We start from the raw sequence: 26,481 nt of genomic DNA on the forward strand, positions 1-26,481 counted from the left end.
AGGACAGTGATATAGCTGCAATATGCAATTTATAGCATTCAACTAATGATCGTGTTATTTATTTCAATACTCATAACGCCATGATTTTATTGGTGTAATAAAAATCCTATTTTTATATTCTTTTTTGTTATGTCTTATAGCTGTGAGCTACTAGACTCTTAGTTCTATCAGAGAAATATCTGCTCTCCCTCGATTAAATACCTTAAATAGAGCCGGTGGAATAATGCCATTGGCTATCGTACTTTGTTGCATACAGACTGAGAGGTTGGAATGCGAAGTAGGATAATTATTGTAGGTGGTGGTACGGGAGGTACCATACTTGCCAATCTATTGGCCGCCAAGTTACACCGGGAGGTTATCAATAATCAGGTTGAAATCATGATGATTTCTGACTCAGCGGTACATTATTACAAACCCGCGTTTATGTATGTCGCCTTTAATGCTTTTTTCAAACAAGAACTGACCAGGCCACAGCAAAGCCTATTACGGCCAGAGATACAGTTTATTGTTGATAAGGTTGAACAATTCGATTTATCCCAGCGTTGTATTTATACCCGCAGTGGCAATCAATATCACTACGACTTTTTAGTCTTTGCCACAGGCTGCGTACCCTGGCCTGAACAAATTGAAGGATTGGCCCAGGCGGGCGATCACTTTTACCAATATCAGGCGGCTCGCCAGTTGGCGCAAAAGCTGGCCACTATTGAGAAAGGGCGCATTTTTATCACGGTGTCGTTCCCGCAAACGCCCAATGTACCGCACCAATGTGGTATTGCCCCGATAGAAACTACCCTGATGCTGGATGACTACTTGCGGCGGCGCGGGGTGCGTAACAAGGTTGAAATTGTTTATACCTACCCGACCATTTCACAGCTCCTGCGTAACTGCCTGTTCCTGCAACGCCCCACCGGCGAGGCTCTGCCCAGCATTTTTGCGGCCCGCGATATCAAGCATCAGCGCGGTTTTACCCTGAGCAAAGTGGACAGCGAACGGCGCATTGCCTATTCCACCGAGGGCGACGAACAACCCTTCGACATCCTGATGGCTACCCCGCCGATCCGTGCGGTGGAAGCGGTGCGCAACACCGGGTTGAGCGATATCGATAACGGCGAAGGCTGGCTCCCTACCGATCACCAGACGTTGCAGGTTTATGGACAGCAGGGCGTTTATGTGATTGGCGATACCGTCGATCTGCCGGTCAGCAAGGCGGGCGGTTCCTGCCATAACCAGGCCCCGGTGATTGCCGACAATATCGTCGCGGAACTGCGCTTAGGCCAGCCCCATACCCATTACGACGGCAAGGTACAGGCCATCGCCCAAATGGGACTGCAGGCCGGTATGCCGTTGGTTTACGACTATCGCCATGACGTGATCCCCACTCCTGCCACTAAGCTGGGCGGCATGCTGCGCAACGGGTTTAACCGTGGCCTGTACTGGGCCACCGTACGCGGACTGATTTGAACGGAGGAAATATGGACTCATCGCAAGCACAGCCGTTAGATGCCCTGTTGGCCAAGCTCGATCCACTGCTGGCGACTGGCAGGCTGGATAACGTGGTCGATCTGCTGTCGTTGCTGTCTGACATAACGGATATTGCGGACAACGCGCTGGTGGAAAAACTGGCCGGAGTGTTCGAAGGCGTGGTCGCTGCGGGTTGGGAGGGAGGCATGGCGCTGAAGATGGCGCATAGCGAGCTGCAATTAAACACTTCGCCCGCCAACTACCGTTCGGTTTATGCGCTGCTGCGCCAGCCGGACACGCTATTGGGATTGATGCTGGTATTGCGCACGTTTCAAATCATCGGCCAGCGTTTGCGAACCTCCGCGTTGCCAGCAGAAAGCTGACGGCAACTCTTGGGCGAGTAAACCTGCCACAGCAGCCACCAGCCTCATGAATCGAGGCTGGTGGGCTGGTTTTTAGTGGCTTTCAGTTGAGATTACGGCAGGGGTTTCCCCACCTTTTTTGCGTACCCACAGCGTATAAGCCAGCGTCAGGAAGGCTACCCAGACTAGCCCGACATACAGCGCGATACGGCTTTCCTCGAAGTATCCGAGCAGGCCGATCACGAACACCATAAACGCCGTTGCCAATGCAGGAGCTACTGGCCACCAAGGTACTGGGAAGCTCAGTTTGGCCACTTCATCTTTAGTGAGCGTGCGGCGCATGGCGATCTGCGACAGCAGGATCATCAGCCACACCCACACCGTGGCAAAGGTGGCGATGGAGGCAATGATGATAAAGATCTGTTTGGGGATCAGATAGTTGAGCACTACGGCCAGCAGCAGGGCAATGGACATCACCAACACCGTCATCCAAGGTACGCCGTTACCGGTCAGCTTGGTGAAGGCCTTAGGTGCTTGCCCATCTTGCGCCATGCCGTACATCATGCGGCCAGCGCCGAAGATGTCGCTGTTGATAGCGGAGATGGCGGCGGTGATCACCACTACGTTCAACACGTTAGCCGCCGAGCTGATGCCCATATGGCTGAAAATCTCGACAAACGGGCTACCGTTCTGGCCGATGCTGTTCCAGGGATAGATAGACATCAACACCAGCAGGGTCAGCACGTAGAACAACAGGATACGGACCGGCACGGCGTTGATCGCCTTGGGCAGTACCTTGGCGGGATCTTTGGCTTCGCTGGCGGTGATACCGATAATTTCAATCCCGCCGAAGGCAAACATCACCACCGCCAGGGAGGCAATAACGCCACCGATGCCGTTAGGCATTAAGCCGCCGTGTTGCCACAGATTGCTGAAGCCGGTCGCTTGCTGCGTGACACCGAAGCCGAACAACATCACGGCGGCCCCACCAATGATCATCGCCACGATGGCGGCAACTTTGACCAGCGACAGCCAGAACTCCATCTCGCCAAACACTTTGACGCTGCACAGGTTAAGCGCGCCGATAAACAGAATGATGCTCAGCACCCAGACCCATTGCGCGACATCCGGGAACCATAGCCCCATATAGATGCCGAAGGCCGTTACGTCGGCCAGGGCCACGATCACCATTTCAAAGGTATAAGTCCAACCGGTGAGGAAGCCCGCCAGCGGGCCGAGGTAATGGCTGGCATAGTGGCCGAACGAGCCGGAGACGGGCTGATGTACCGCCATCTCCCCCAAGGCACGCATTACCATAAATACCGCCGCGCCACCCACCAGATAGGCAAGCAGTACGGCCGGGCCAGCCAGTTGAATAGCGCCAGCGGAACCATAGAACAGACCGGTACCGATGGCCGAACCCAGGGCCATAAAGCGGATATGTCGCGCGTTCAGGCCACGCCGGAGCTGGGGTTTCTCATTACGCATGTTGCTTCTCCGTTTTAATCATATTGTTGTCGGACAGGCAGCGCTATCCGCACAGGGGGAACGAACCCCGGCGGGATAGAGGACGAATTGTGCAGGGTAATAGGCCGTGCCCCAGACTGACGGAGCACGGCCTAAAGGCGTTACGCCTGGCTAGGTAACAAGGTGGCTGGGATCAGCGCGGTCAGATGGCCTGCTGCCAACAGTTGGCTGGCTGCTTCGATATCGGGGGCGAAGAACCGATCCTTATCGTAGTAGGCGACATGCTCGCGCAGCAGATGCCGAGCCTGCTCCAGCCCTGCGGTGGTTTGCAGACCGTTACGCAGATCCAGCCCCTGACAGGCCGCTAGCCATTCTACAGCCAGAATGCCGCGGACGTTATCCGCCATTTCCCACAGGCGTCGGCCCGCTGCCGGTGCCATCGAGACATGGTCTTCCTGGTTGGCCGAGGTTGGGATACTGTCAACGCTGGCCGGGTGTGCCAGTGCCTTGTTCTCGCTGGTCAGCGCGGCGGCGGTGACCTGGGCAATCATAAAGCCGGAGTTCACTCCGCCGTTATCCACCAGGAACGGTGGCAGCTGCGACATGTGTTTATCCATCATCAGTGAAATACGGCGCTCGGAGAGTGAACCGATTTCGGCAAACGCCAGCGCCAGGTTATCGGCAGCCATGGCTACCGGTTCGGCGTGGAAGTTGCCACCGGACAGCACATCGCCCTGTTCGGCAAACACCAGCGGGTTATCGGAAACGGCGTTGGCCTCAATCTCCAGCACTTCTGCGGCCTGGCGGATCTGCGTCAGGCAGGCACCCATCACCTGCGGTTGGCAGCGCAGGGAGTAAGGATCCTGCACTTTTTCGCAGTTGGCGTGTGAGTCTGACACGGCGCTACGTGCGCCAAGCAGGTGGCGATAAGCGGCGGCGGCGTCGATTTGCCCGCGCTGGCCACGTACTTCGTGAATGCGTGGATCGAACGGGCTGCGTGATCCCAGTGCGGCCTCTACGGTCAGGCTGCCGGTTACGGTGGCGGCAGCAAACAGATCTTCGGCATCAAACAGGCCACGCAGCGCAAAGGCGGCGGAAACTTGGGTGCCGTTCAGCAGTGCCAAGCCTTCTTTAGCTGCTAGCGTTAACGGTTTCAAACCCGCTTTGGCCAACGCCTCGGTAGCCGGTAACCACTCGCCCTGATAGCGGGCTTTACCTTCGCCCAACAACACCAGACTCATGTGTGCCAGTGGGGCCAGATCGCCTGAAGCACCAACGGAGCCTTTCAGCGGGATATGCGGATACACTTCGGCATTCACCAGCGCCATCAGCGCCTGGATCACCTCCAGACGGATGCCGGAGAAACCACGCGACAGGCTGTTGATTTTGAGCACCATAATCAGGCGCACCAGGCTGTCATCCGTAGGCGCACCTACACCGGCCGCATGTGACAGCACGATGGAACGTTGCAGGTTCTCCAAATCTTCGCGGGCGATACGGGTGGAGGCCAGCAGGCCAAACCCGGTATTGATGCCGTAAGTGGTACGGTTCTCTTCCACAATGCGTTCCACGCAGGCCACGCTTTGCTGGATAGCGCCGTAGGCGTTGTCGTCCAGCGTCAGGGTGACCGGGTGCTGATAAACCTGGCGCAGTTCGGCAAGCGTCAGCTTACCTGGGCGGATAGTCAGAGCGTTCATGCTTTTTCTCCCTGAGTAGCGGCAACCATTGGCAGGTTCAGACCTTGCTCGCGGGCGCAGTCGATGGCGATCTCGTAACCCGCATCGGCATGACGCATGACGCCGGTGGCCGGGTCGTTATGCAGCACGCGGGCGATACGCTCGGCGGCTTCATCGGTGCCGTCACAGACGATCACCATGCCAGAGTGTTGGGAGAAGCCCATGCCGACGCCGCCGCCGTGGTGCAGAGAAACCCAGGTGGCACCGCTGGCGGTGTTGAGCAGGGCGTTGAGCAACGGCCAGTCGGATACGGCATCAGAGCCGTCTTTCATTGATTCGGTTTCACGGTTCGGGCTGGCAACTGAGCCGGAATCCAGGTGGTCACGGCCAATGACGATTGGAGCAGAAAGTTCGCCGCGGCGTACCATCTCGTTAAACGCCAGGCCCAACTTGGCACGCTGGCCCAGGCCGACCCAGCAGATACGGGCTGGCAGACCCTGGAAGCTGATGCGCTCACGCGCCATATCCAACCAGCGGTGCAGGTGCTCATCGTCTGGGATCAGCTCTTTGACCATGGCGTCGGTCTTGTAAATATCCTGCGGATCGCCAGACAGCGCAGCCCAACGGAACGGACCGACGCCACGGCAGAACAGTGGGCGAATATAGGCAGGCACAAAGCCCGGGAAGTCAAAGGCGTTATCAACGCCCATCTCTTTGGCCATCTGGCGGATGTTGTTGCCGTAGTCGAAGGTAGGTACGCCCATTTTCTGGAACGCCAGCATGGCTTCTACGTGTTCGGCCATCGACTGTTTGGCGGCCTTCACCACTACCGCAGGTTCGGTTTGTGCGCGGCGGCGATACTCTTCCCAGTTCCAGCCTTTTGGCAGGTAACCGTTGAGCGGATCGTGGGCGCTGGTCTGGTCGGTGACCATGTCCGGGCGTACGCCGCGCTTGACCAGCTCCGGCAGGATTTCTGCCGCGTTGCCACACAGGGCAATCGAGATGGCTTTGCCTTCGGCGCAGTATTTTTCCAGGCGCGCCAGTGCGTCATCCAGATCGGTGGCCTGCTCATCGACATAGCGGGTTTTCAGGCGGAAATCGATGCGGCTCTGCTGGCATTCGATATTAAGTGAACTGGCTCCAGCCAAAGTGGCGGCCAGTGGTTGTGCGCCACCCATACCACCTAGACCGGCGGTCAGCACCCAGCGGCCTTTCAGGCTGCCGTCGTAATGCTGGCGGCCAGCTTCGACGAAGGTTTCGTAAGTGCCTTGCACGATGCCCTGGCTACCGATGTAGATCCAGCTGCCAGCGGTCATCTGGCCATACATCGCCAGGCCCTTGGCATCCAGTTCGTTAAAGTGTTCCCAGGTTGCCCAGTGAGGCACCAGGTTGGAGTTGGCAATCAGCACGCGCGGGGCGTTACTGTGCGTTTTGAACACGCCGACCGGCTTGCCGGACTGCACCAGCAAGGTTTCGTCGTCTTCCAGAGTCTTGAGGGTGGCAACAATCTTGTCGTAACAGTCCCAATCACGGGCTGCGCGGCCGATACCGCCATAAACGACCAGTTCGTGTGGATTTTCAGCCACTTCAGGATCGAGGTTGTTCATCAGCATGCGCAGCGGCGCTTCGGTCAGCCAGCTTTTGGCGTTTAATTGTGTGCCGCGGGGCGCGCGAATATCAACATGGCGAACTTTGTTATTTGCAGTCACAGCTAGTTCCTCAAACAGTATCGGTACAAATCTCATCTTATGACGGCAACTCACAGGCCATAACAATGAGTGGGGTTTATTAACATATACTTGTATGTACAAGCATATGCAACAGCGGTGACAATTTGAGAAAAATGGCATAAGCAAATGTTATTTGTATTTAAAATCATGTGATTACATCCATTTTTTGTATTGAGTCCATTAGCCGAACGTGGCAAAACAGTGAGCTACTCTACAAAAATGAATTAAAATAGTGTCATTTTTGAGCGACAAATCACAATAATTTTACATATGGATTACAACTAAGCGGGAGCGATAAAAAAAACGTATTACGGGCGGGGAGGAGGCAAGGATCTGTAGGGCGCTGCATACAGCGCCCATTAATATAATCAATAGGTTAGATGGCCGTTTGCAGTGCACTCGGACGCGTCATTTTAAATACCGTGGCCAGGCTGGCTAACAGAGCCGGAATAGCCAGGAACATCAAAATACTCTGTACCTGCCAATCCATCGCCAGTAGGTGAGCGGCCATCATGGTGCCAGCCACGCCACCAAAGCGGCCAATGCCCTGCATCCAGGCAATACCGGTAGCGCGGCTGTGCGTTGGGTAGTAGGTGGCAGCCAGGGTTTGCAGGCCGGATTGCGCGCCGTTCATGGTAATGCCCATCAGGAAGATAAAGGCGCCGAGCAGCACGATCTGGCTATCCTCGGTGGCCATCGCCACAATCAGCAAGGCGCTGATGGCAAAGCCGGTGGAAACCACCTTGTGGGCATTCCAGCGGTCCATCAACCAGCCGGCCATCAGGATCCCCAGCGTTCCGCCGAAGGTGAACAGCGACGTCAGGATCGCCGACTGCTCAAGCTGATATCCCAGCCCTTGCATCAACAGCGGCATCCAGCTCAGCAATACGTAGTAGATCACCAACCCCATAAAGTAGGTGAGCCACAGCATCAGTGTCCCCACCAGGTAGGGGCGGCTGAACAGCAGGCCGACGCTGGTCTTCGACAGGGCCAGCTTGTCTTCATACAGGTAGAAACGGGTGATATGGCTGATGTTGTGGCTGATAAAGCGTTGGGCAATCTGTTTGATTTTAGCGGCATCCTGACCACGGTTAACCATGTATTTCACCGATTCCGGCAGCAGCAGGATCAACAGCACGGTGAGCAATAGCGGGGCAATGGCCCCCAGCAGCAACACGCTGTGCCAGCCGTAAGCAGGGATCAGCCAGGAAGAGATGGCGCCACCGCCTGCCGCTCCCAGCGGAAAGCCGCAGTACATGGTGTTAATGGCCAGCGATCGGCAGCGCTGCGGAGCATATTCGGAGATCAGCGTAATGGCGTTTGGCATGGCGGCACCCAGCCCAAGCCCGGTGAGGAAGCGCCACAGCGTCAGGCTATTGAGTGAACCCGCGTAGGCAGTGGCCAGGCTGGAAAGGCCAAAGAACAGGCAGGAGAACACCAGCACCCGTTTGCGGCCAACGCGGTCAGAAATCGGCCCGGCAACCAGGGCTCCCAACGAAAGGCCAAGCAGCGCCGCGCTTAATACCGGCCCCAGATCCTGTTTCACTATCCCCCAGTCTTTGGCCACCGAAGGAGCGATATAGCCCATCGCCGCCGTATCGTAACCGTCAATTGCCAGGATCAGGAAACCCAGGATGATCAGGGTCCAGTGAAACAGCGAAAATTTACTGTCGTCGATAGCCTGCTGAATATTCAACTCGGTGGAATGGGCCATAGTTTCCTTTAACGCAGATGTGATGTTGATGGAGGGTCGGAACTGCGCCCGACTTGTGCTTGCCTGTCTATACATCTGCGTCACAGGCGCTTTTATGTCAAATATTTTCGTTTTAAATGTTGATTTTATGTTTGTTTTGAGCGGTGGATAACATTGGTGGTTGGCGTTAAGTCTGCAATAAACGTCACCCATTAGCGGGTTAACCGGAGAAAGCTGCTGGGCACCGTCGAACGGACAAAATTTAATACACTTTTCCAGGTTTGGTCGCCCGGTCGGGATCTGCGATAATGCGTCTTTAACTAGACAGATTGAGAAAGCGATGCAGTACCCGATTAATGAGATGTTCCAGACTTTGCAGGGCGAAGGCTATTTCACCGGCGTTCCGGCCATTTTTATTCGCCTACAGGGTTGCCCGGTGGGATGCAGCTGGTGCGATACCAAACACACCTGGGAAAAGGACGCCGATCGGGAAGTGGATATGCAACGCATCCTGGTGAAAACTGCCGAGAGTGATGCCTGGGGGAGCGCCAGTGCAGAACAGTTGCTGGAGGTAGTCGAACAGCAGGGCTATACCGCACGCCATATCGTGATCACCGGCGGTGAGCCGTGCATCTACGATCTGATCCCGTTGACCAGGCTGTTCGAGAATGCAGGCTTCGGTTGCCAGATCGAAACCAGCGGCACCCATGAAGTCCTCTGTTCCCCCAATACCTGGGTGACCGTTTCACCCAAAGTGAATATGCGCGGTGGTTTGAAGGTAGTAGAGCAGGCGCTGATGCGGGCCGATGAGATCAAGCATCCGGTGGGGCGTGAACGTGATATTGAGGCGTTGGATGAGCTGCTGGCAACGTTGCACGACGAAAAACACCGCATTATCGCTTTGCAGCCGATCAGCCAGAAAGAAGAGGCGACGCGGTTGTGTATTGAGACCTGCATTGCCCGCAACTGGCGGCTTTCGATGCAGACGCATAAGTATTTGAATATCGCTTAAGACCTGCCCCTCACCCCAACCCTCTCCCACAGGGAGAGGGAGCTGATAGCCCCTGCTCTGTTGTGAGAAGAGAGATAATCTCAGCAACCCGGATCATTCCTTCAACCGCTGGTGCTGATGATACATCATGACACTATCAGCTTAACTCGATCGGTTCCCTCTCCTTGGGGAGAGGGTTAGGGTGAGGGAGATCGCACTGGAGCCAATCGCCTCACCCCGAGCCTTGCTCTGTTAACCTTTATATACGCAGCCTGCTGTACAGGTCTCTTTGACCATCACTGCCGACAATTCTGGCAGCTGCGGTTTCAACTGCTGCCAGATCCAGGCGGCGAGCACTTCGCTGGTTGGGTTCTCCAAGCCAGGAATATCGTTCAGATTATAGTGATCCAGGCGCTGCCAAATCGGCTTGAAAGCGGCCTTCAGCTCGGCAAAATCCATCACCCAACCGGTGTGGGCGTCCACTTCCCCGGTCACTTCAATACGCACCATAAACGAATGCCCGTGCAGGCGGCCGCATTTATGGCCCTCCGGTACGTTTGGCAGATGGTGTGCGGCTTCAAACTGAAAATCTTTAAATAGCGTGGTTGCCATTATTACGGCCTCATTGACTCAAAAACCGCCGAATACTAACGGAAAGTGGCCCTGGTTACTATCTTTTGGGCTGCTTCAGGGGAGATCCAGGGGGGGCAGCATGTAGCGCTGCTGGCATTTTTTTATTTGGGCGGGATTGAGCCCATCGGAGGCGGTTATCAACCTCAAATGCGATTCATTCAAACTTTAAAAAAATAAATTATTAAATATCAATGAATTAAAAATAAACATCTAACGATTTAGCCACTATCCCTTACCAGGAAAACTGCTTAGTCGTTTTGGTTATTAATTATTGCTATCCCTTATTTAATCGTTGCAATTACGCTCGGTAACCTTACAAACTCTCCTGGTCTTTTCAGGACATTACACAACAACCATTACAGCGACTGACACTGGCTAAGCATAGGATATCCGTACCGCGATGACGACTCAGGTTCCTCCAACATCTTTGCTCCCGCTGACCCCCGAACAGCTCTCGAGTTTGCAGGCCGTCATTGGCGGGTACACCCCAACGCAGCTGGCGTGGCTCTCTGGTTACTTCTGGGGCAGGGTTAATCAGCAGCCGGAAATCGTGGCTTCAGCACCGGTTGCCGCGGCCCCTGCGGCCAGCATCACCCTGATTTCTGCTTCCCAGACCGGTAACGCACGCCGTCTGGCCGAACAGCTACGCGACGATCTGCTGGCGGCGAAGCTGAGCGTCACCCTGGTGAATGCCGGTGACTATAAGTTCAAGCAAATCGCCCAGGAGCGCCTGTTGGTGGTGATCGCCTCCACCCAAGGGGAAGGGGAGCCAGCGGAAGAAGCGGTGGCGCTGCACAAATTCCTGCATTCGAAAAAAGCCCCCAAACTCAATGAAACCGCCTTTGCGGTGTTTGGCCTGGGGGATAGCTCTTATGAGAATTTCTGCCAGTCCGGCAAAGACTTTGATGGCAAGCTGGCCGAGCTGGGGGCCGAGCGCCTGGTGGAGCGCATCGATGCGGATGTGGATTATCAGGAACTGGCTATCGCTTGGCGTAAGCAGGTGGTGGAAGTCCTGAAGGCTCGAGCGCCAGCGGAAAACAGCGCTCCGGCGGCATTGGCCAGCGGTGCGGTCGATCAACTGGACAGCAGCCCCTACAGCAAAGAACAGCCGCTGACCGCGCAATTGGCGACCAAGCAAAAGATCACTGGCCGTGCTTCCGATAAAGACGTGCGCCATATTGAAATCGATTTAGGCGATTCCGGCCTGCGTTATCAACCGGGCGATGCGCTGGGCGTATGGTTTGATAACGATCCGGCGCTGGTGGATGAGCTAGTACAACTGCTGTGGCTGAAAGGTGACGAACCGGTCGAGGTTGAGGGGCAAACCCTGCCACTGCGTGAAGCTTTGCGTAGCCACTTTGAACTGACGCAGAACACCACGCCGATCGTGGAAAAATATGCCGGGCTATCGCGGGACGAAAAGCTGATTGGCCTGCTGGCTGACAAGCCTAAACTGCAACACTACGCCCATAACACTCCAATTGTGGACATGGTACGCCAGGCTCCGGCCGACCTGAACGCAGAGCAGTTACTCAGCCTGCTGCGCCCGCTGACGCCGCGTCTGTACTCCATCGCCTCCTCTCAGGCAGAGAATGAAAACGAAGTGCACATCACCGTTGGCGTGGTGCGTTACGACATTGATGGCCGCAGCCGTGCCGGTGGGGCTTCCAGCTTCCTGGCCGATCGTCTGGAAGAAGAAGGCGAACTGCGGGTGTTTATCGAACATAACGACAACTTCCGCTTGCCTGCCAACCCGGAAACGCCGGTGATCATGATCGGCCCTGGTACCGGTATTGCCCCATTCCGCGCCTTTATGCAGCAGCGTGAAGCGGAAGGTGCCGGGGGTAAGAACTGGCTGTTCTTTGGCAACCCGCACTTTACCGAAGATTTCCTGTACCAGGTCGAATGGCAGCGCTATGTGAAAGAGGGCCTGCTGACCCGTATCGATCTGGCCTGGTCACGGGATCAGCAACATAAGGTTTATGTGCAGGACAAGCTGCGCGAGCAAGGTGCGGAAATCTGGAACTGGATCCAGCAGGGCGCGCACATCTATGTCTGTGGCGATGCCAACCGCATGGCGAAAGACGTTGAAAACACATTGTTAGCACTGGTGGCCGAGCACGGTGGTATGGATACCGAGCTGGCAGACGAATTCTTAAGCGAGCTGCGCCTTGAGCGCCGTTATCAGCGAGACGTTTACTAATGAGTGATAAACACCCTGGGCCTCTGGTGGTTGAAGGCAAACTGGCCGATGCCGAGCGTCTGAAGAAAGAGAGTAACTTCCTGCGCGGAACCATTGCCGAAGATTTACAAGACGGTCTGACCGGCGGTTTTACCGGCGATAATTTCTTGCTGATCCGTTTCCACGGCATGTACCAGCAGGACGATCGCGATATTCGCGCCGAACGTGCCGAACAAAAACTCGAGCCACGCCACGCCATGATGCTGCGCTGCCGCCTGCCGGGCGGGATTATTTCCCCGCAACAGTGGCTGGGGATCGACAAATTTGCCGCAGAAAGTACGCTGTACGGCAGCATCCGTATCACCAACCGGCAGACGTTCCAGTTCCATGGCATCGTCAAAGGCAACGTGAAACCGGTGCACCAGTTGTTGAACCGTCTGGGGCTGGATGCGCTGGCGACGGCTAACGACGTGAACCGTAACGTACTTTGCACCTCGAATCCGGTGGAGTCGGAGCTGCATCAGGAAGCGTACGAATGGGCGAAGAAAATTTCCGAGCACCTGCTGCCGCGTACTCGTGCCTATGCTGAAGTGTGGCTGGATAAAGAAAAAGTCGCAACCACGGACGAAGAGCCGATCTTGGGCGCTACTTACTTGCCGCGCAAGTTTAAAACCACGGTGGTTATCCCGCCGCAGAACGATGTGGATCTGCATGCCAACGACATGAACTTTGTGGCGATTGCCGAACACGGCAAGCTGGTGGGCTTTAACCTGCTGGTGGGCGGCGGTCTGTCTATCGAGCATGGCAACAAGAAAACCTTTGCGCGTACGGCGAGTGAGTTTGGCTATATTCCGCTGGAACACACGCTGGCCGTCGCCGAAGCGGTGGTGACCACCCAGCGTGACTGGGGCAACCGCACCGACCGTAAGAACGCCAAAACCAAATATACGCTGGAACGGGTGGGGGTTGATACCTTCCGCGCCGAAGTAGAAAAGCGGGCAGGCATCACCTTTGCGCCGGTGCGTCCGTACGAGTTTACTGGCCGTGGCGATCGCATCGGCTGGGTCAAAGGGGTTGATAATCACTGGCACCTGACGCTGTTTATTGAAAACGGTCGCTTGCTGGATTATCCAGGCCGCCCACTGAAAACCGGCGTGGCCGAGATCGCCAAGATCCATCGGGGTGATTTCCGTCTGACAGCCAACCAGAACCTGATCGTGGCCGGCGTACCGGAAAGCGAAAAGGCGAAGATCGAAGCCCTGGCGCGCCAGCATGGCCTGATCGATGACGGCATCAGCGAGCAGCGCAAGAACTCGATGGCCTGCGTGTCCTATCCAACCTGCCCATTGGCGATGGCGGAGGCCGAGCGCTTCCTGCCGGAGTTTGTGACCAAGGTAGAAGGCATCATGCATCGACATGGTGTGGGTGATGAGCACGTGGTACTGCGTATCACCGGCTGCCCGAACGGCTGTGGCCGAGCGCTGCTGGCGGAGATTGGCCTGGTCGGTAAAGCGATTGGCCGTTACAACCTGCATTTGGGCGGTAACCGTGAAGGGACGCGTATTCCGCGCATGTATCGGGAAAATATTAACGAAGAAGAGATTTTGCAGACCATCGACCAACTGGTAGGGCGTTGGGCAACAGAGCGCACCGCTGGCGAAGGCTTTGGCGATTTCACCGTGCGTACCGGGATTATCCGGCCGGTGGTGGATCCTGCGCAGGATTTCTGGGAATAACCTTGCTGGCTTTCCTCACTCTTTGTGCAGCAGCTAAGTTTGTGCACCTTACTGTCCCCTCTCCCTGTGGGAGAGGATTAGGGTGAGGGGCCACATCAACACTTTCAGGAGATCGCATCATGGCTGAATTGGATCTGGCGGCGCTGAACGCGCTACCGAAGTCCGGTCAAGCGCTGGCACTGGCGGTCGTTAACGGCCAGTTGGAACAGCTTTCTGCACAGGAGAGGGTTGCCTGGGCGCTGGAACATCTACCGGGGGAGTTTGTGCTTTCCTCCAGCTTTGGTATTCAGGCGGCGGTGTGCCTGCATCTGGTCACGCGCATCAAGCCGGATATCCCGGTGATCCTGACCGATACCGGCTACCTGTTCCCAGAAACTTACCAGTTTATCGACCAACTGGCCGACAAGCTGAACCTGAACCTGCAAGTGTTCCGCGCCGAGCATTCACCAGCCTGGCAAGAGGCGCGCTACGGCAAGCTGTGGGAGCAGGGCGTTGAGGGCATTGAGCGGTACAACCAAATCAACAAAGTTGAACCGATGAACCGCGCGCTGGAAACGCTAGGTGCGCAAACCTGGTTTGCCGGCCTGCGCCGTGAGCAATCGGGCAGCCGAGCCAATCTGCCGGTGCTGGCGGTGCAACGCGGGGTGTTCAAGATCCTGCCGATCATCGACTGGGATAACCGCCAGATTTACCACTATCTCAACGAGCATGGTCTGAGCTACCACCCGCTGTGGGATCAGGGCTACCTGTCGGTCGGCGATACCCACACCACCCGTAAATGGGAGGAAGGCATGAGCGAGGAAGAGACCCGCTTCTTCGGCCTGAAGCGCGAGTGTGGTCTGCACGAAGGTTGATGTCCCTAACCCTCTCCCACAGGGAGAGGGAGCTGACAGTCACTGCTCTGTTGGGAGAAAGAAGTTCACTCTTAGCTGAGGCGAGTTACTCGGTGTTCATAATGAATCACTCACTTTCAGCCTGACTCGATCGGTCCCTCTCCCTGTGGGAGAGGATTAGGGTGAGGGGCTGTAACGTACTACTTCTTCTTTTTCTTCTTCTGCTCAGGAGCAGGATGCGCCTGCACCCATTCTTTTACCAACGGTAACAGGATCCGCACGCTGTCGCGGCTGCGTTTGTCGATCCGCCCTGGCAGGTGGGTTTCCAGATATTGCAGATTGTCGTATTGCGGGCGATGCCAGGTAATGCCCTGCGGGAAGCTGGGGCTGACAGCACGCTGCTGGTAACCGTTCTGATCCCCCAGCGACCAGTTGGTGGCTTCTACCGCTATCACCGGAATTTTGGCGTTATCAAAGACAATCTGATCGGAACAGCAACCGGTGCCGGTTGGAAAACCTTTGCTGCCTGGGTTGATGGCCGCTTCAATGCCGTAACGGTGGGCGATGCTCAGCGCACGATCGCGGGATCTGGCCACCACTTCCGGCTCGGTGTTACGCCCGGAATGGAAATAGAGGCGATCGCCGGTGATCAGGCTATCGAGGTTAATCACCAGCAGCGTGTTGTTACGCTCTTCCGGCGTCATACGGGCGAGGTAGTTCTTAGCCCCTATCGACTTGAGCTCTTCACCGCTCGTGGCCACAAAGCGCAGGCTATAGGTGGTGGGGATGTTTTTCAGCCTGTTGGCCAACTCCAGCATCACGCCCACGCCGGAGGCATTGTCATCGACCCCCTGTAGCGTCAGGCCACCAAGATTATTGTCCACCTCATCGTCGCTAAGCGGGGTGTAGGTATCGAAGTGCGCCATGATGATGACCTGTTGGGGCCGCTCACCCTTTTTGGTGGCAATCACCGAGGTGACGCTGATCTTGCGCCAGTTTTCACTGGTGTCTTTATTGGTGTAGAGATAACGGGCGTCAAAGGTGCGGGTATCAGCCGGGTAGCCCATCTCGGTAAACTGCTGTTTCAGGTAATCTGCGGCCAGTAATTCTGCCGGGCTGCCCGCCATGCGGCCGGGGAAGTAGGTAGCGATATGGCGGATCTGTTTAGCGGCGAACTGGCCCATCGGGGCTTCTTTTACGGGTTTGGTAGCGGCCGAAACGCTTACAACACTGCCGAGAGCGACTAGCAACAGCCCTGCTCTCAGGCACAAGCGGGAAAACATACCGAAAAATCCTTCTCTGACAGCGGTGATGCCGATTATTTTTGCGATGTTCAGTATGGGACGCTACGGGCGATAAGACAATTTCTTCGCGTCCTATTTTTGCTTCAGACCCGACCCAAATTGATCACACTCTTGTAGCTTAAGTGTTAACCTAATCGCTTTCAATGGAAGATGGTGGCAAAGCCTACTCTATCATCACCTTATTGATAGGGGGACATTGCAATAAAAAACCACTAGACATAAGTAATTCTTCAGGATAGTGTTAAAAATCATACAATTTAGATTATGAAAAGGGATTTTTATGTCAAGTATCATCTATATGAGTATTAAAGGGAAAAAGCAAGGGTTGATATCTGCTGGGTGTGGGATGTTTGATTCGATAGGAAATCGGTATCAGGTGGGACACGAAGATGATATCTTTGTTCTATCTTATCAGCACTTGGCCACTCGCTCTCAGCATGTCAATCATCAACCTGTTATTATTCTCAAACTTATAGATAAATCGTCCCCGTTAATAGCAGCATGTATGGATAATAATGAAGAAATAGAATGTAACATTCAGTTCCTTAGGACTAGTGTGAACGGTGGCTTGGAACGCTATTACTCAATCCGGCTGGGGGGCGCAACTATTGTAGCAATTAAGTGTGATTACCCCCACTCAATTAATGATAATGGAATGATCCCACAAGAGGCAATATCTATAAAATATAGAGATATAACGCGCAATCACGAATCATGCTCGACAGGTTCGTATAGTTTCTGGGATGACAGGGTGTATTGAGTATGAATTCTTCATTAGTTGCTTCGACTATAGCAGAGGAGATGTCTGAGTCTATTTCAGCACTAGGAGACTCTGATCTGGCAGATGCATCTTACTCTCTATTGAGTGGTACATGGGAGACTCTTGGTGATTATGGTTATCTCGCCTATGATTTTATAGATACAGATTCGAGATATCAAAAAAACAATGACAAGCATAGACTTGCCAAACTGGTGAAAGATGGAATCAACTCAGAAAAAGTCAATAGGACTCTACATATTGTCTATGAGGATTACTATAAAAATTTGACAGAAGAGCAACGGCAGTTATTGAGCCGGAGGCAGACAGCGGGTATTGCGGGAGGAGCGATAGCTAATAACTATCTTTTTAAAAATGTGATTGGCACGCTGTTGACTGGTTTTTTCCCGCGTTTCGTTACTGGTTTAACGATAACAACTACATATACGTTAGGTGGAAAAATAGCTCGTTCAACGTATGGATCTCGACAATTGATGAATGATGCTCCTGATTTGTATTGGAAGTTAAGATCGGAAGGGGATTTGGATTTACTTTATTTTTTAATTGAAAAATATGCGGAGCCTTTTGTTAGAGCATCTAAAATAAAAAATACCAACCCGGAGCTATTTGAAGAGATAAATAATAAATTTTTATCGATGGAGTTATAAATGAAAGGTAAAATAATCAAATTTATTATTTCTATCACTGATTTTATACTTGGTTATTTTGTTGTTTTAGGTGCTGCATCTATAATTTTATCAATTTTTTTGTTTAAGCATGACATACGTAATCTGATCTATTTTAATGTAATGATGATTACGGTTGGTCTATTAAGTTGGTATCTTCAACGTAAATTAAAGGCGTATCGAGAACGCTTGATAAAGGAAGGAATTATTCCTCCCAAGAAAGAAAATCACAGACCTTATTGAATTTGGGTATATGACGGAGAGGGTGACCTTTAATAACCCGCCTATGTGTACCCGGCCTACGTTACCAAGGCAGACATATGTTACCTGAAACTTCAGGGTTGTGGAACCATCTGGATCAGTACCTCACCTTCGTTTCTTGCCCTTCCTTCCGTTTTGGCCTTGGTACGGCCTGCCTTATTCCTTTTAAGAACATCTCATGCCTTTTCGTCATTTCAGGGGGCAAATCGCACGCCGTATAGTCACCCTATCAATCTGTTATATGAAAAGGCCGTTGTGGACTATCTACCAATATTTGCCGACCTGAAACAACGCCCGGTGCTGGTGGTTGGCGGCGGCGAAGTGGCTGCACGCAAAGTTGACCTCCTGCTACGCGCAGGGGCCGAAGTGCGGATCGTGGCGCAGGCGCTCTTAGCGGAGCTGGAGCACCAACACCAGCAAGGACGCGTTGAGTGGCTGGGGCAGAACTTTGTGCCGCAGCAGTTAGACGACGTCTTTCTGGTAATTGCCGCTACCGATGATAGCGCGCTGAACGCCGAGGTGTATGCCGAAGCGGATAAGCGCCGCGTGTTGGCCAACGTGGTGGATGACCAACCGCGCTGCTCCTTTATTTTCCCGTCGATTATCGATCGCTCACCGCTGGTGGTGGCCGTGTCATCTAGCGGCCAGGCACCGGTATTGGCTCGGATGTTACGTGAGAAGCTGGAGGCGTTGCTGCCTGCCAGCCTGGGGAAGATGGCGGAACTGGCCGGAGGGTTACGTGGCAAAGTGAAGCAACGGCTGGTTTCCATCGGGGCCAGACGCCGTTTCTGGGAGAAAACCTTCAATGGCCGTTTCGCGACTTTGGTGGCGAATGGTCAGACGGATCAGGCGCAGCAGCAGTTGGAACAGGATTTAACGGCTTTTGCACAGGGTAATGAGGGGGCGCAAGGTGAGATCGCACTGGTTGGGGCAGGCCCGGGCGATGTCGGTTTGTTAACCCTACGCGGGCTGCAGGTGATGCAGCAGGCTGACGTGGTGCTTTACGACCACCTGGTGAGCGAAGAGACGCTGGATTTGGTGCGTCGCGACGCCGAGCGTATCTGCGTGGGCAAACGCGCGGGCGCGCACTCGGTGATCCAGGAAGAGACCAATCGGTTGCTGGTGGAACTGGCGCAGCAGGGCAAACGGGTAGTGCGGTTAAAAGGCGGCGATCCCTTTATCTTTGGCCGGGGTGGCGAAGAGTTACAGGTGGCCGCCGCTGCCGGGATCCCCTTCCAGGTGGTGCCGGGCGTAACCGCTGCCGCAGGGGCTACGGCCTATGCAGGTATTCCGCTAACGCACCGCGATCACGCCCAAAGCGTGACCTTTATTACCGGCCATTGCCGTGACGATGACGACGGCTTGGATTGGCCCGCTTTGGCGCGGGCGCGTCAGACGTTGGCGATCTACATGGGCACCATGAAGGCGGCGGATATCAGCCGCAACCTGATCGCCCATGGTCGCGATGCGGATACGCCAGTCGCAGTGATCAGCCGGGGCACGCGGGCCGATCAACAGGTGCAGACTGGCACCTTGCAACAGCTGGAACAATTAACTCGGCAGGCCCCGTTACCGGCGCTGCTGGTGATCGGTGAAGTGGTGGAATTACATCATCAAATCGCCTGGTTTGGGCATCAATCGCAGACGGCAGTGGCAGCGCGCCCGGCCGTCGTGAATTTGGCTTAAAGGATCTGTTATGGACCAAAAACGACTCACTCATTTGCGGCAATTGGAGGCGGAGAGCATCCATATCATCCGTGAAGTGGCCGCCGAATTCGGCAATCCGGTGATGCTCTATTCCATCGGTAAAGACTCCTCGGTGATGCTGCATCTGGCACGCAAGGCGTTCTACCCGGGCACGCTGCCGTTCCCACTGCTGCATGTGGATACCGGCTGGAAATTCAACGAAATGTACCAATTCCGCGATCGTACCGCCAAAGAGTACGGTTTCGAGCTGCTGATCCATAAAAACCCGGAAGGGGTGGCGATGGGGATTAACCCGTTTGTCCACGGCAGCGCCAAGCATACCGATATCATGAAAACCGAAGGGCTCAAGCAGGCGCTGAACAAATACGGCTTTGATGCTGCTTTCGGTGGCGCACGCCGTGACGAAGAGAAATCCCGCGCCAAAGAGCGTATCTACTCTTTCCGCGATCGCTTCCACCGTTGGGATCCGAAAAACCAGCGTCCAGAGCTGTGGCACAACTATAACGGCCAGATCAACAAGGGCGAAAGCATCCGCGTGTTCCCGCTGTCGAACTGGACCGAGCTGGATATCTGGCAATATATCTTCCTGGAGAAGATCGACATCGTTCCGCTCTACCTGGCCAAACCACGTCCGGTGGTGGAACGCGACGGCATGCTGATGATGGTGGATGACGATCGTATCGATCTGCAACCGGGTGAGGTGATCAGCCAGCGTATGGTGCGGTTCCGTACCCTCGGCTGCTGGCCGTTGACCGGCGCGGTGGATTCTTCTGCGCAGACGTTGCCGGAGATCATCGAGGAAATGCTGGTTTCCACCACCAGCGAACGTCAGGGCCGCATGATCGACCGCGATCAGTCCGGTTCGATGGAGCTGAAAAAGCGCCAAGGGTATTTCTAAGGAGCCGCCGGAATGAACAACGTTATTGCACAACAAATCGCCGAACAGGGCGGGGTAGAAGCCTACCTGCACGCGCAGCAGCACAAGAGCCTGCTACGCTTCCTGACCTGCGGCAGCGTGGACGACGGCAAAAGTACCCTGATTGGCCGCTTGCTGCACGATACCCGCCAGATCTACGAAGATCAGCTCTCAACCTTGCATACCGACAGCAAACGCATCGGCACCCAAGGGGAGAAGCTCGATCTGGCCTTGCTGGTGGATGGCCTGCAGGCAGAACGTGAGCAGGGCATTACCATCGACGTGGCCTACCGCTATTTTTCGACCGAAAAGCGCAAATTCATCATCGCCGATACGCCGGGGCACGAGCAGTACACCCGCAATATGGCTACCGGTGCTTCGACCTGTGACTTGGCGATCCTGCTGATCGATGCGCGCAAGGGCGTGCTGGACCAAACCCGTCGCCACAGCTTCATTGCTACATTGCTCGGCATTCGCCATCTGGTGGTGGCGGTGAACAAAATGGACTTGGTGGATTACAGCCAGGCGGTGTTTGAACAGTTCAAACAGGACTACCTGACCTTCGCCGAGCAGTTGCCCAACGACCTGGAGATTAAATTCGTCCCGTTGTCGGCACTGGACGGGGACAACGTCGCTACCCAGAGCACACAGATGCCTTGGTACAGCGGCCCGACGCTGCTGGAAGTGTTGGAAAGCGTGGATGTGATCAGCGAGCGTGAACATCAGCCGCTGCGTTTCCCGGTACAATACGTCAACCGCCCGAATCTCGATTTCCGCGGTTATGCCGGTACGTTGTCTGCCGGTGTGGTCCGCGTGGGCCAGCGCATCAAGGTGCTGCCGTCTGGCGTTGAATCCTCCGTGGCGCGTATCGTGACCTTTGATGGCGATCTGCAGGAGGCGGGGCCGGGTGAAGCGATCACGCTGGTGCTGAAAGACGAAGTCGATATCAGCCGGGGCGACCTGCTGGTGGATGCCTGCGAAACCTTACAGGCCACGCAAAGTGCCTTGGCAGACGTGGTATGGATGGCAGAACAGCCGCTGTTGCCGGGCCAAAGCTACGACATCAAGGTAGCCGGGAAGAAAACCCGCGCCCGCGTTGAGAGCATTCGCCATCAGGTGGAGATTAACTCGCTGTCGCAGCATCAGGCCGATGTGTTGCCTTTGAACGGCATTGGGCTGGTGGAGCTGACCTTCGACGAACCGCTGGTGCTGGACAGCTATCAACAGAATCATGATACCGGCGGCCTGATCTTTATCGATCGTTTGACTAACGTCACGGTTGGCGCGGGGTTGATCCGCGAAGCTTTGCAGCAGGATAATCTGGCAACGGTGGGCAATTTCAGCGCCTTTGAACTGGAGCTGAATGCCTTGGTACGCAAGCATTTCCCACACTGGGGTGCGCGTGACCTGCTGAAGGGGAATTAACGTGGCCGAGGCTGAGTTAGCGAAAGACGACAACGTCGTGTGGCACCCGCATGCGGTAACGCGTGCGGAGCGTGAAGCCGCGAACGATCATCAGGGCGTGGTGCTGTGGTTTACCGGCCTGTCTGGTTCGGGGAAATCGACCGTGGCCGGGGCATTGGAACAGGCGTTGCACCAGTTGGGGGTCAGCACCTATCTGCTGGATGGCGACAATGTGCGCCACGGCCTGTGCCGCGACTTGGGGTTCTCCGACGACGATCGGCGTGAGAACATCCGCCGGGTGGGTGAAGTGGCGAAACTGATGGTGGATGCCGGGCTGGTGGTGTTGACGGCATTTATCTCACCGCACCGTGCTGAACGGCAGATGGTGCGGGAAATGTTGGCAGAGAGGCAGTTTATCGAAGTGTTTGTCGACACCCCGCTGGCGATTTGTGAGGCTCGCGATCCGAAAGGATTGTACAAAAAGGCCCGCGCTGGTGAACTGCGTAATTTCACCGGTATCGACTCGGTGTATGAAGCGCCGGAACGGCCGGATATCCGGCTTAATGGTGAACAATTGGTAACAAATTTGACCGCGCAATTGTTAGACCTGCTGCGTGGTCAGGCTATTATCAAACCCTGAATTCGCAAAAAGCGCGTGGCGTGATCAAGCCACGCGCTTTTTACTCTAGCAAGTCGCCGCAGAGCGAGCCAATAGACCAGGGAACGCTATGCAAAATGCCACGCCACTAGTGATTGATAGCCAACTCGAGCCAGAGGAACCCTCATATTCGTTTTTGGGCGGTACCAGCGGCTTTGTCTTCTATTGGTTGGCGTTTACCGTGCCTTTTCTGGTTTACGGCTCTAACACCTTGTTTTTCCTTCTCTATACCTGGCCATTTTTCCTGGCTTTGATGCCAGCTTCCGTGCTGCTGGGTATCGTCTTCAGCGTGGTGCTGCGCGGGCGTTTGTTCCTCACACTGCTGCTGACTGGTATCACCGTCATTTGTCTGTTCTGGCTGGTGTTCAGCTTTCTGAGCGGTTGGTAATCCAGACGCCCTCACCCTAGCCCTCTCCCCCAGGAGAGGGGACAGCATGTGCCACAGATTGAGTTTGTGTCTACCTAGATCCCGAATCAGCTCAAAGCGAAAGATTGGCTTCGGTTCCTGCCCCTTGCAGTGGGCCAACTCCCTCTCCCCCAAGAGAGGGGACAGCATGTGCCACAGATTGAGTTTGTGTCTACCTAGACCCCGAATCAGCTCAAAGCGAAAGATTGGCTTCGGTGCCTGCCGCTAGCACTGGGCCAACTCCCTCTCCTCCAAGAGAGGGGATAGCATGTGCCACAGATAGAGTTTGTGTCTACCTAGATCCCGAATCAGCTCAAAGCGAAAGATTGGCTTCGGTGCCTGCCCCTTGCACTGGGCCAACTCTCTCTCCCCCAGGAGAGGGGACAGCATGTGCCACAGATTGAGTTTGTGTCTACCTAGACCCCGAATCAGGTCAAAGCGAAAGATTGGCTTCGGTGCCTGCCCCTTGCACTGGGCCAGCTCCCTCTCCCTGTGGGAGAGGGTTGGGGTGAGGGGAACATGCGTCCAAGAGATGCCGAAGGTTACAAAACTTTGCTTAAAAATGCCTGGGTACGCGGATTGGTCGGGTTACTGAAGATATGCTCCGGTGTGCCTTCTTCCTGGATGATCCCCTGATCGATAAACAGCACCCGGTCAGCCACTTCACGGGCGAAGCCCATTTCGTGGGTTACCACCACCATCGTCATGCCTTCAAGGGCCAGCGCTTTCATCACCGCCAGCACTTCACCGACCAACTCCGGATCCAGCGCCGAGGTAGGCTCATCAAACAGCATGATTTGCGGTTCCATCGCCAATGCGCGGGCGATGGCAACACGCTGTTGCTGTCCGCCGGACAGGCTGCTGGGATAGGCATCGATCTTGTCCAGCAGGCCTACTTTATTCAGTAGCACCTCGGCACGTTCAATGGCTTCGCTGCGGGACAGTTTTTTCACCTCCATCGGCGCCATGATGATGTTTTCCAACACCGTCATGTGCGGGAACAGGTTAAAGCGTTGGAATACCATGCCCACGCTTTCACGCATCTTGTTCAGATCGGTCTTCTGGTCGTGAATGGCAAAGCCGTTAACGTCGATCTCACCGCCAGAAAGCGTTTCCAGCGCGTTGATACAGCGCAGAAAGGTACTTTTACCGGAGCCGGATGGGCCGATAATACACACCACTTCTTTCGGCGCGATCTGGCAGGAGATCCCGCGCAGCACGTGGGCTTCGCCAAATTGTTTTTGCAGGTTATGTACGCGAATCACTTTTACCGAACCTTTTTTCCATGTGTTGCACCATCAGCGAGAGCAGGAAGGTGATGATCCAATAGATCACTGAAATAGTCAGATAGGGCTCCCAGTAGGTGGCGTACGCGCCGGAAACGGTGCGCGCGGCATAAGCCAGATCCGCCAGACCAATCGCGGAGGCCAGGGACGAGTCCTTGACGATGGCGATGGCGTTGTTGCCGAGCGGTGGCAGCATGCGGCGGAAGGCCTGCGGCAGGATCACCTTACGCATGGTTTTGCCGTAGCCCATTCCCAACGAGCGCGATGCTTCCATCTGGCCGCGATCGATCGACTGGATCCCGGCACGGAAGATCTCCGAGACGTAGGCACCGGCGTTCAACGTGATGGCGACTACGCAAGACAGGAAGGCACCGTAATCGGAACGCAATGCGCGCGCGAAGTCGACGCTCATCAAACCGTTGCTGACCAGCAGGCCGTCACGCGGGTTGATAAACAGCGGCACCAACGCGAAGTGGACCACCATGATTTGCACAAACAGCGGCGTGCCCCGGAAGGCGCTAATGTAGATGCGCACCGGCCATTGCACGCAATAGTGCAGGATCGGTTTCCAGATGCCGTGCGGTGCCTGCGCCAGGCGGCCTAAGCCGAGGAGTAGCCCCCAAGTGGTGCCCAGGATCACGCAGATGATGGTACATTTGATGGTCATCCAGGCACCCTCCATAAACAGCGGAGCGTATTCCTCAATGATCTCCCAACGGAATGCTGACAAAATAGAATCCTTACGGTGGTAGTGCGAACTTGCAGGTCATTGATACGTAGGGGCACAGTCAATTGCGCCCCTATTTACAGCCGGTTTATTCTGCTGGCAGCGTAGGGACGTTGCTGTCGAACCAGGTCTGGTAGATTTTGGCGTAGGTGCCATCGGCGATGATTTTCTTCAGGCCGCTGTTAATCTTGTTGCGCAGCTCATCGTTGCCCTTGGCCACCGCAATGCCGAAATACTGGCGCTCAAACTTGGCGTCTGACACCAGCTTGAACTCTTTCTCCGGGTGGGTCTTGATATAGAATTTGGCCACGCCAACGTCACCCACGGCCGCGCCAATACCATCTTCATACAGCTCTTGCAGCAGCAGCGGGGTATTATCAAAACGCTTAATGGAGGTGCTGTTCTTACCCAAGACGTCGGAAACCACGATGTCGCCGGTGCTGGAGTTAACCACGCCCACCTTCAGGGTTTTCAGCGCGTCGATGGAGTCTACCGTAGACTCTTTAGGGACTACGATAGCCTGCTCTGCCGGGAAGTACGGCGTAGAGAAGTCGACCATCTGCTTGCGCTTGTCGGTAATGGTGATGCCGGAAATGATGATGTCGCGGTCACCAGAGTTCAGGGTGGCAAAGATGCCTTCCCACGGCGTATTTACCAGCTTCACCTGGAAACCTTCCGCTTTGGCGACGGCCTTGATCACATCGATATCAAAACCTTCCAGCTCTTTTTTGCTGTTTTCGTATTCGAACGGACGATAGGTACCGCCGGAGCCGACAACATACGTCGGTTCTGCGGCAAAGGAGGCCGCGGAAAAAGTGGCCGCCAGGCAGGCACTAATCAGCACGAGACGTTTTAACATGAGCAATCCCCGAATAAGTTGAGTCGTTAAGTAAAGGTTATACATTGGATTTATTTATGCACTTTAGATGCATAAAAATAAACTTACATGAATAAAAACACAACCCCTACCTGATGATGAAAATGCTAACAGTGTTAAATATGAATAATTATTTAAAAACTGGCTTAAATGTCGGTAAAAATACCCTCAGCCCAGTTATTCTTACTGCATACTGATGTGGGGCGACGATGTGTGCATGATGTCGATGTATGCAGCAGCATGCGGTGCCTGTCGATCCATGCTGCCTGCGGCCACCTGGATTTAATGCCACTTTCAGGCGACAATCAGGCGCTAAACTCAGGAAATTCTGATTACGCTTGATGGCGGCAGATGAAAAGCCGCCGCTGCTGTGGAGTCAAACGGCAAGTTGTGGGATGATTAAGCGCTTTTTTTAGGGGGCGGAGATGGGAAAACTGACGCTGCTATTGCTGGCGCTGCTTGGCTGGTTACAGTATTCGCTGTGGCTGGGGAAGAATGGTATTCACGATTATGTACGGGTCAATGATGACGTTGTGGCTCAGCAGAGCAACAATGCCAAATTGAAAGCGCGTAACGATCAGCTGTTTGCCGAGATTGACGACCTGAACGGCGGTCAGGAAGCGATAGAAGAACGCGCACGCAATGAACTGGGCATGATCAAGCCCGGCGAGACTTTCTATCGTCTGGTTCCTGAACCTTCCGGGCGCAACGCGGCGTCTGCCACACAG

General features: G+C 54.8%; 24 protein-coding genes. 15 read left to right on the forward strand and 9 right to left on the reverse strand.

What is annotated here, in order from left to right; all coding sequences use genetic code 11:
- The first annotated feature begins 270 nt into the window (after positions 1-270).
- Both JHD74_RS17110 and JHD74_RS17115 read left to right on the forward strand, forming a co-directional pair.
- Positions 271-1,461 (forward strand): FAD/NAD(P)-binding oxidoreductase, encoded by a 1,191-nt coding sequence (locus tag JHD74_RS17110; protein ID WP_074031835.1) that lies wholly within the window; start codon positions 271-273, stop codon positions 1,459-1,461.
- An 11-nt stretch (positions 1,462-1,472) separates the two neighbouring features.
- The gene (locus JHD74_RS17115; protein ID WP_199063152.1) at positions 1,473-1,844 is read left to right on the forward strand and encodes a hypothetical protein; all 372 of its coding nucleotides are present in this window, start codon (positions 1,473-1,475) and stop codon (positions 1,842-1,844) included.
- 72 nt (positions 1,845-1,916) lie between these two features.
- Here JHD74_RS17115 and JHD74_RS17120 read toward each other — a convergent pair whose 3' ends face one another.
- The 4 genes from JHD74_RS17120 to JHD74_RS17135 all read right to left on the reverse strand — a co-directional run bounded on the left by JHD74_RS17120 (position 1,917) and on the right by JHD74_RS17135 (position 8,410).
- Complete coding sequence (locus tag JHD74_RS17120) at positions 1,917-3,311, reverse strand: amino acid permease (protein ID WP_199063153.1); 1,395 nt, start codon at positions 3,309-3,311, stop codon at positions 1,917-1,919.
- Between the two features lie 140 nt (positions 3,312-3,451).
- Positions 3,452-4,987: a histidine ammonia-lyase gene (hutH, locus tag JHD74_RS17125; RefSeq protein WP_024529818.1), complete on the reverse strand. Its 1,536-nt coding sequence runs from the start codon at positions 4,985-4,987 to the stop codon at positions 3,452-3,454.
- Positions 4,984-6,675, reverse strand: coding sequence for a urocanate hydratase (gene hutU, locus JHD74_RS17130; RefSeq protein ID WP_199063154.1), 1,692 nt, complete (start codon positions 6,673-6,675; stop codon positions 4,984-4,986). Before hutU ends, hutH begins: the two co-directional genes overlap by 4 nt.
- A 397-nt stretch (positions 6,676-7,072) precedes the next feature.
- On the reverse strand, positions 7,073-8,410 hold the full coding sequence (locus JHD74_RS17135; RefSeq protein WP_024529820.1) for an aromatic acid/H+ symport family MFS transporter: 1,338 nt from the start codon (positions 8,408-8,410) through the stop codon (positions 7,073-7,075).
- 319 nt (positions 8,411-8,729) lie between these two features.
- Here JHD74_RS17135 and queE point away from each other — a divergent pair, with 319 nt between their 5' ends.
- On the forward strand, positions 8,730-9,401 hold the full coding sequence (gene queE / locus JHD74_RS17140) for a 7-carboxy-7-deazaguanine synthase QueE (RefSeq protein ID WP_024529821.1): 672 nt from the start codon (positions 8,730-8,732) through the stop codon (positions 9,399-9,401).
- 231 nt (positions 9,402-9,632) lie between these two features.
- Here queE and queD read toward each other — a convergent pair whose 3' ends face one another.
- Positions 9,633-9,992: a 6-carboxytetrahydropterin synthase QueD gene (queD, locus tag JHD74_RS17145; RefSeq protein WP_021179400.1), complete on the reverse strand. Its 360-nt coding sequence runs from the start codon at positions 9,990-9,992 to the stop codon at positions 9,633-9,635.
- Positions 9,993-10,413: 421 nt separating this feature from the next.
- Here queD and cysJ point away from each other — a divergent pair, with 421 nt between their 5' ends.
- The 3 genes from cysJ (at position 10,414) to cysH (ending at position 14,785) form a co-directional block, all read left to right on the forward strand.
- On the forward strand, positions 10,414-12,216 hold the full coding sequence (gene cysJ / locus JHD74_RS17150; RefSeq protein WP_199063155.1) for an NADPH-dependent assimilatory sulfite reductase flavoprotein subunit: 1,803 nt from the start codon (positions 10,414-10,416) through the stop codon (positions 12,214-12,216).
- Entirely contained in the window at positions 12,216-13,931 is a 1,716-nt protein-coding gene (gene cysI, locus JHD74_RS17155; RefSeq protein ID WP_199063156.1) for an assimilatory sulfite reductase (NADPH) hemoprotein subunit, read from the forward strand. The genes cysJ and cysI overlap by 1 nt, the downstream gene beginning before the upstream one ends.
- Before the next feature lie 119 nt (positions 13,932-14,050).
- Positions 14,051-14,785 carry a phosphoadenosine phosphosulfate reductase gene (gene cysH / locus JHD74_RS17160; RefSeq protein ID WP_199063157.1) on the forward strand — a complete coding sequence of 245 codons (735 nt, stop codon included), beginning with the start codon at positions 14,051-14,053 and terminating at the stop codon, positions 14,783-14,785.
- A 179-nt stretch (positions 14,786-14,964) separates the two neighbouring features.
- Here the strand turns inward: cysH and JHD74_RS17165 are convergent, their stop codons facing one another.
- Entirely contained in the window at positions 14,965-16,047 is a 1,083-nt protein-coding gene (locus JHD74_RS17165) for an aminopeptidase (RefSeq protein ID WP_199063158.1), read from the reverse strand.
- Between the two features lie 301 nt (positions 16,048-16,348).
- Here JHD74_RS17165 and JHD74_RS17170 point away from each other — a divergent pair, with 301 nt between their 5' ends.
- The 8 genes from JHD74_RS17170 to JHD74_RS17205 all read left to right on the forward strand — a co-directional run bounded on the left by JHD74_RS17170 (position 16,349) and on the right by JHD74_RS17205 (position 22,845).
- Positions 16,349-16,828, forward strand: a complete 480-nt coding sequence (locus JHD74_RS17170; protein ID WP_199063159.1) for an Hcp family type VI secretion system effector — start codon at positions 16,349-16,351, stop codon at positions 16,826-16,828.
- 2 nt (positions 16,829-16,830) lie between these two features.
- Positions 16,831-17,493, forward strand: a complete 663-nt coding sequence (locus JHD74_RS17175) for a hypothetical protein (protein ID WP_199063160.1) — start codon at positions 16,831-16,833, stop codon at positions 17,491-17,493.
- The gene (locus tag JHD74_RS17180) at positions 17,494-17,754 is read left to right on the forward strand and encodes a hypothetical protein (protein ID WP_199063161.1); all 261 of its coding nucleotides are present in this window, start codon (positions 17,494-17,496) and stop codon (positions 17,752-17,754) included.
- A 273-nt stretch (positions 17,755-18,027) separates the two neighbouring features.
- The gene (cysG, locus tag JHD74_RS17185; RefSeq protein ID WP_199063162.1) at positions 18,028-19,458 is read left to right on the forward strand and encodes a siroheme synthase CysG; all 1,431 of its coding nucleotides are present in this window, start codon (positions 18,028-18,030) and stop codon (positions 19,456-19,458) included.
- Between the two features lie 10 nt (positions 19,459-19,468).
- On the forward strand, positions 19,469-20,377 hold the full coding sequence (cysD, locus tag JHD74_RS17190) for a sulfate adenylyltransferase subunit CysD (protein ID WP_024485711.1): 909 nt from the start codon (positions 19,469-19,471) through the stop codon (positions 20,375-20,377).
- A 12-nt stretch (positions 20,378-20,389) separates the two neighbouring features.
- Positions 20,390-21,820 (forward strand): sulfate adenylyltransferase subunit CysN, encoded by a 1,431-nt coding sequence (gene cysN, locus JHD74_RS17195; RefSeq protein WP_199063163.1) that lies wholly within the window; start codon positions 20,390-20,392, stop codon positions 21,818-21,820.
- Positions 21,816-22,439, forward strand: coding sequence for an adenylyl-sulfate kinase (gene cysC, locus JHD74_RS17200; protein ID WP_199063165.1), 624 nt, complete (start codon positions 21,816-21,818; stop codon positions 22,437-22,439). Before cysN ends, cysC begins: the two co-directional genes overlap by 5 nt.
- 88 nt (positions 22,440-22,527) lie before the next feature.
- A complete protein-coding gene (locus tag JHD74_RS17205; RefSeq protein ID WP_074032400.1) occupies positions 22,528-22,845 on the forward strand; it encodes a DUF3561 family protein in 318 nt (105 codons plus the stop codon).
- Between the two features lie 560 nt (positions 22,846-23,405).
- Here JHD74_RS17205 and JHD74_RS17210 read toward each other — a convergent pair.
- The 3 genes from JHD74_RS17210 to JHD74_RS17220 form a co-directional block, all read right to left on the reverse strand.
- Complete coding sequence (locus JHD74_RS17210) at positions 23,406-24,128, reverse strand: amino acid ABC transporter ATP-binding protein (protein WP_074032422.1); 723 nt, start codon at positions 24,126-24,128, stop codon at positions 23,406-23,408.
- A complete protein-coding gene (locus tag JHD74_RS17215) occupies positions 24,112-24,879 on the reverse strand; it encodes an amino acid ABC transporter permease (RefSeq protein WP_024485716.1) in 768 nt (255 codons plus the stop codon). Before JHD74_RS17215 ends, JHD74_RS17210 begins: the two co-directional genes overlap by 17 nt.
- 85 nt (positions 24,880-24,964) lie before the next feature.
- Positions 24,965-25,735 (reverse strand): basic amino acid ABC transporter substrate-binding protein, encoded by a 771-nt coding sequence (locus JHD74_RS17220; RefSeq protein ID WP_065687025.1) that lies wholly within the window; start codon positions 25,733-25,735, stop codon positions 24,965-24,967.
- 443 nt (positions 25,736-26,178) lie between these two features.
- On the opposite strand from JHD74_RS17220, the gene ftsB reads away from it, so the two are divergent.
- Positions 26,179-26,481 (forward strand): cell division protein FtsB (ftsB, locus tag JHD74_RS17225; protein ID WP_199063164.1); only part of this gene is annotated, 303 nt, incomplete at its 3' end.

It is taken from the genome of Serratia sp. ASV30, assembly GCF_016428815.1.
Lineage (GTDB): Bacteria > Pseudomonadota > Gammaproteobacteria > Enterobacterales > Enterobacteriaceae > Chania > Chania fonticola_C.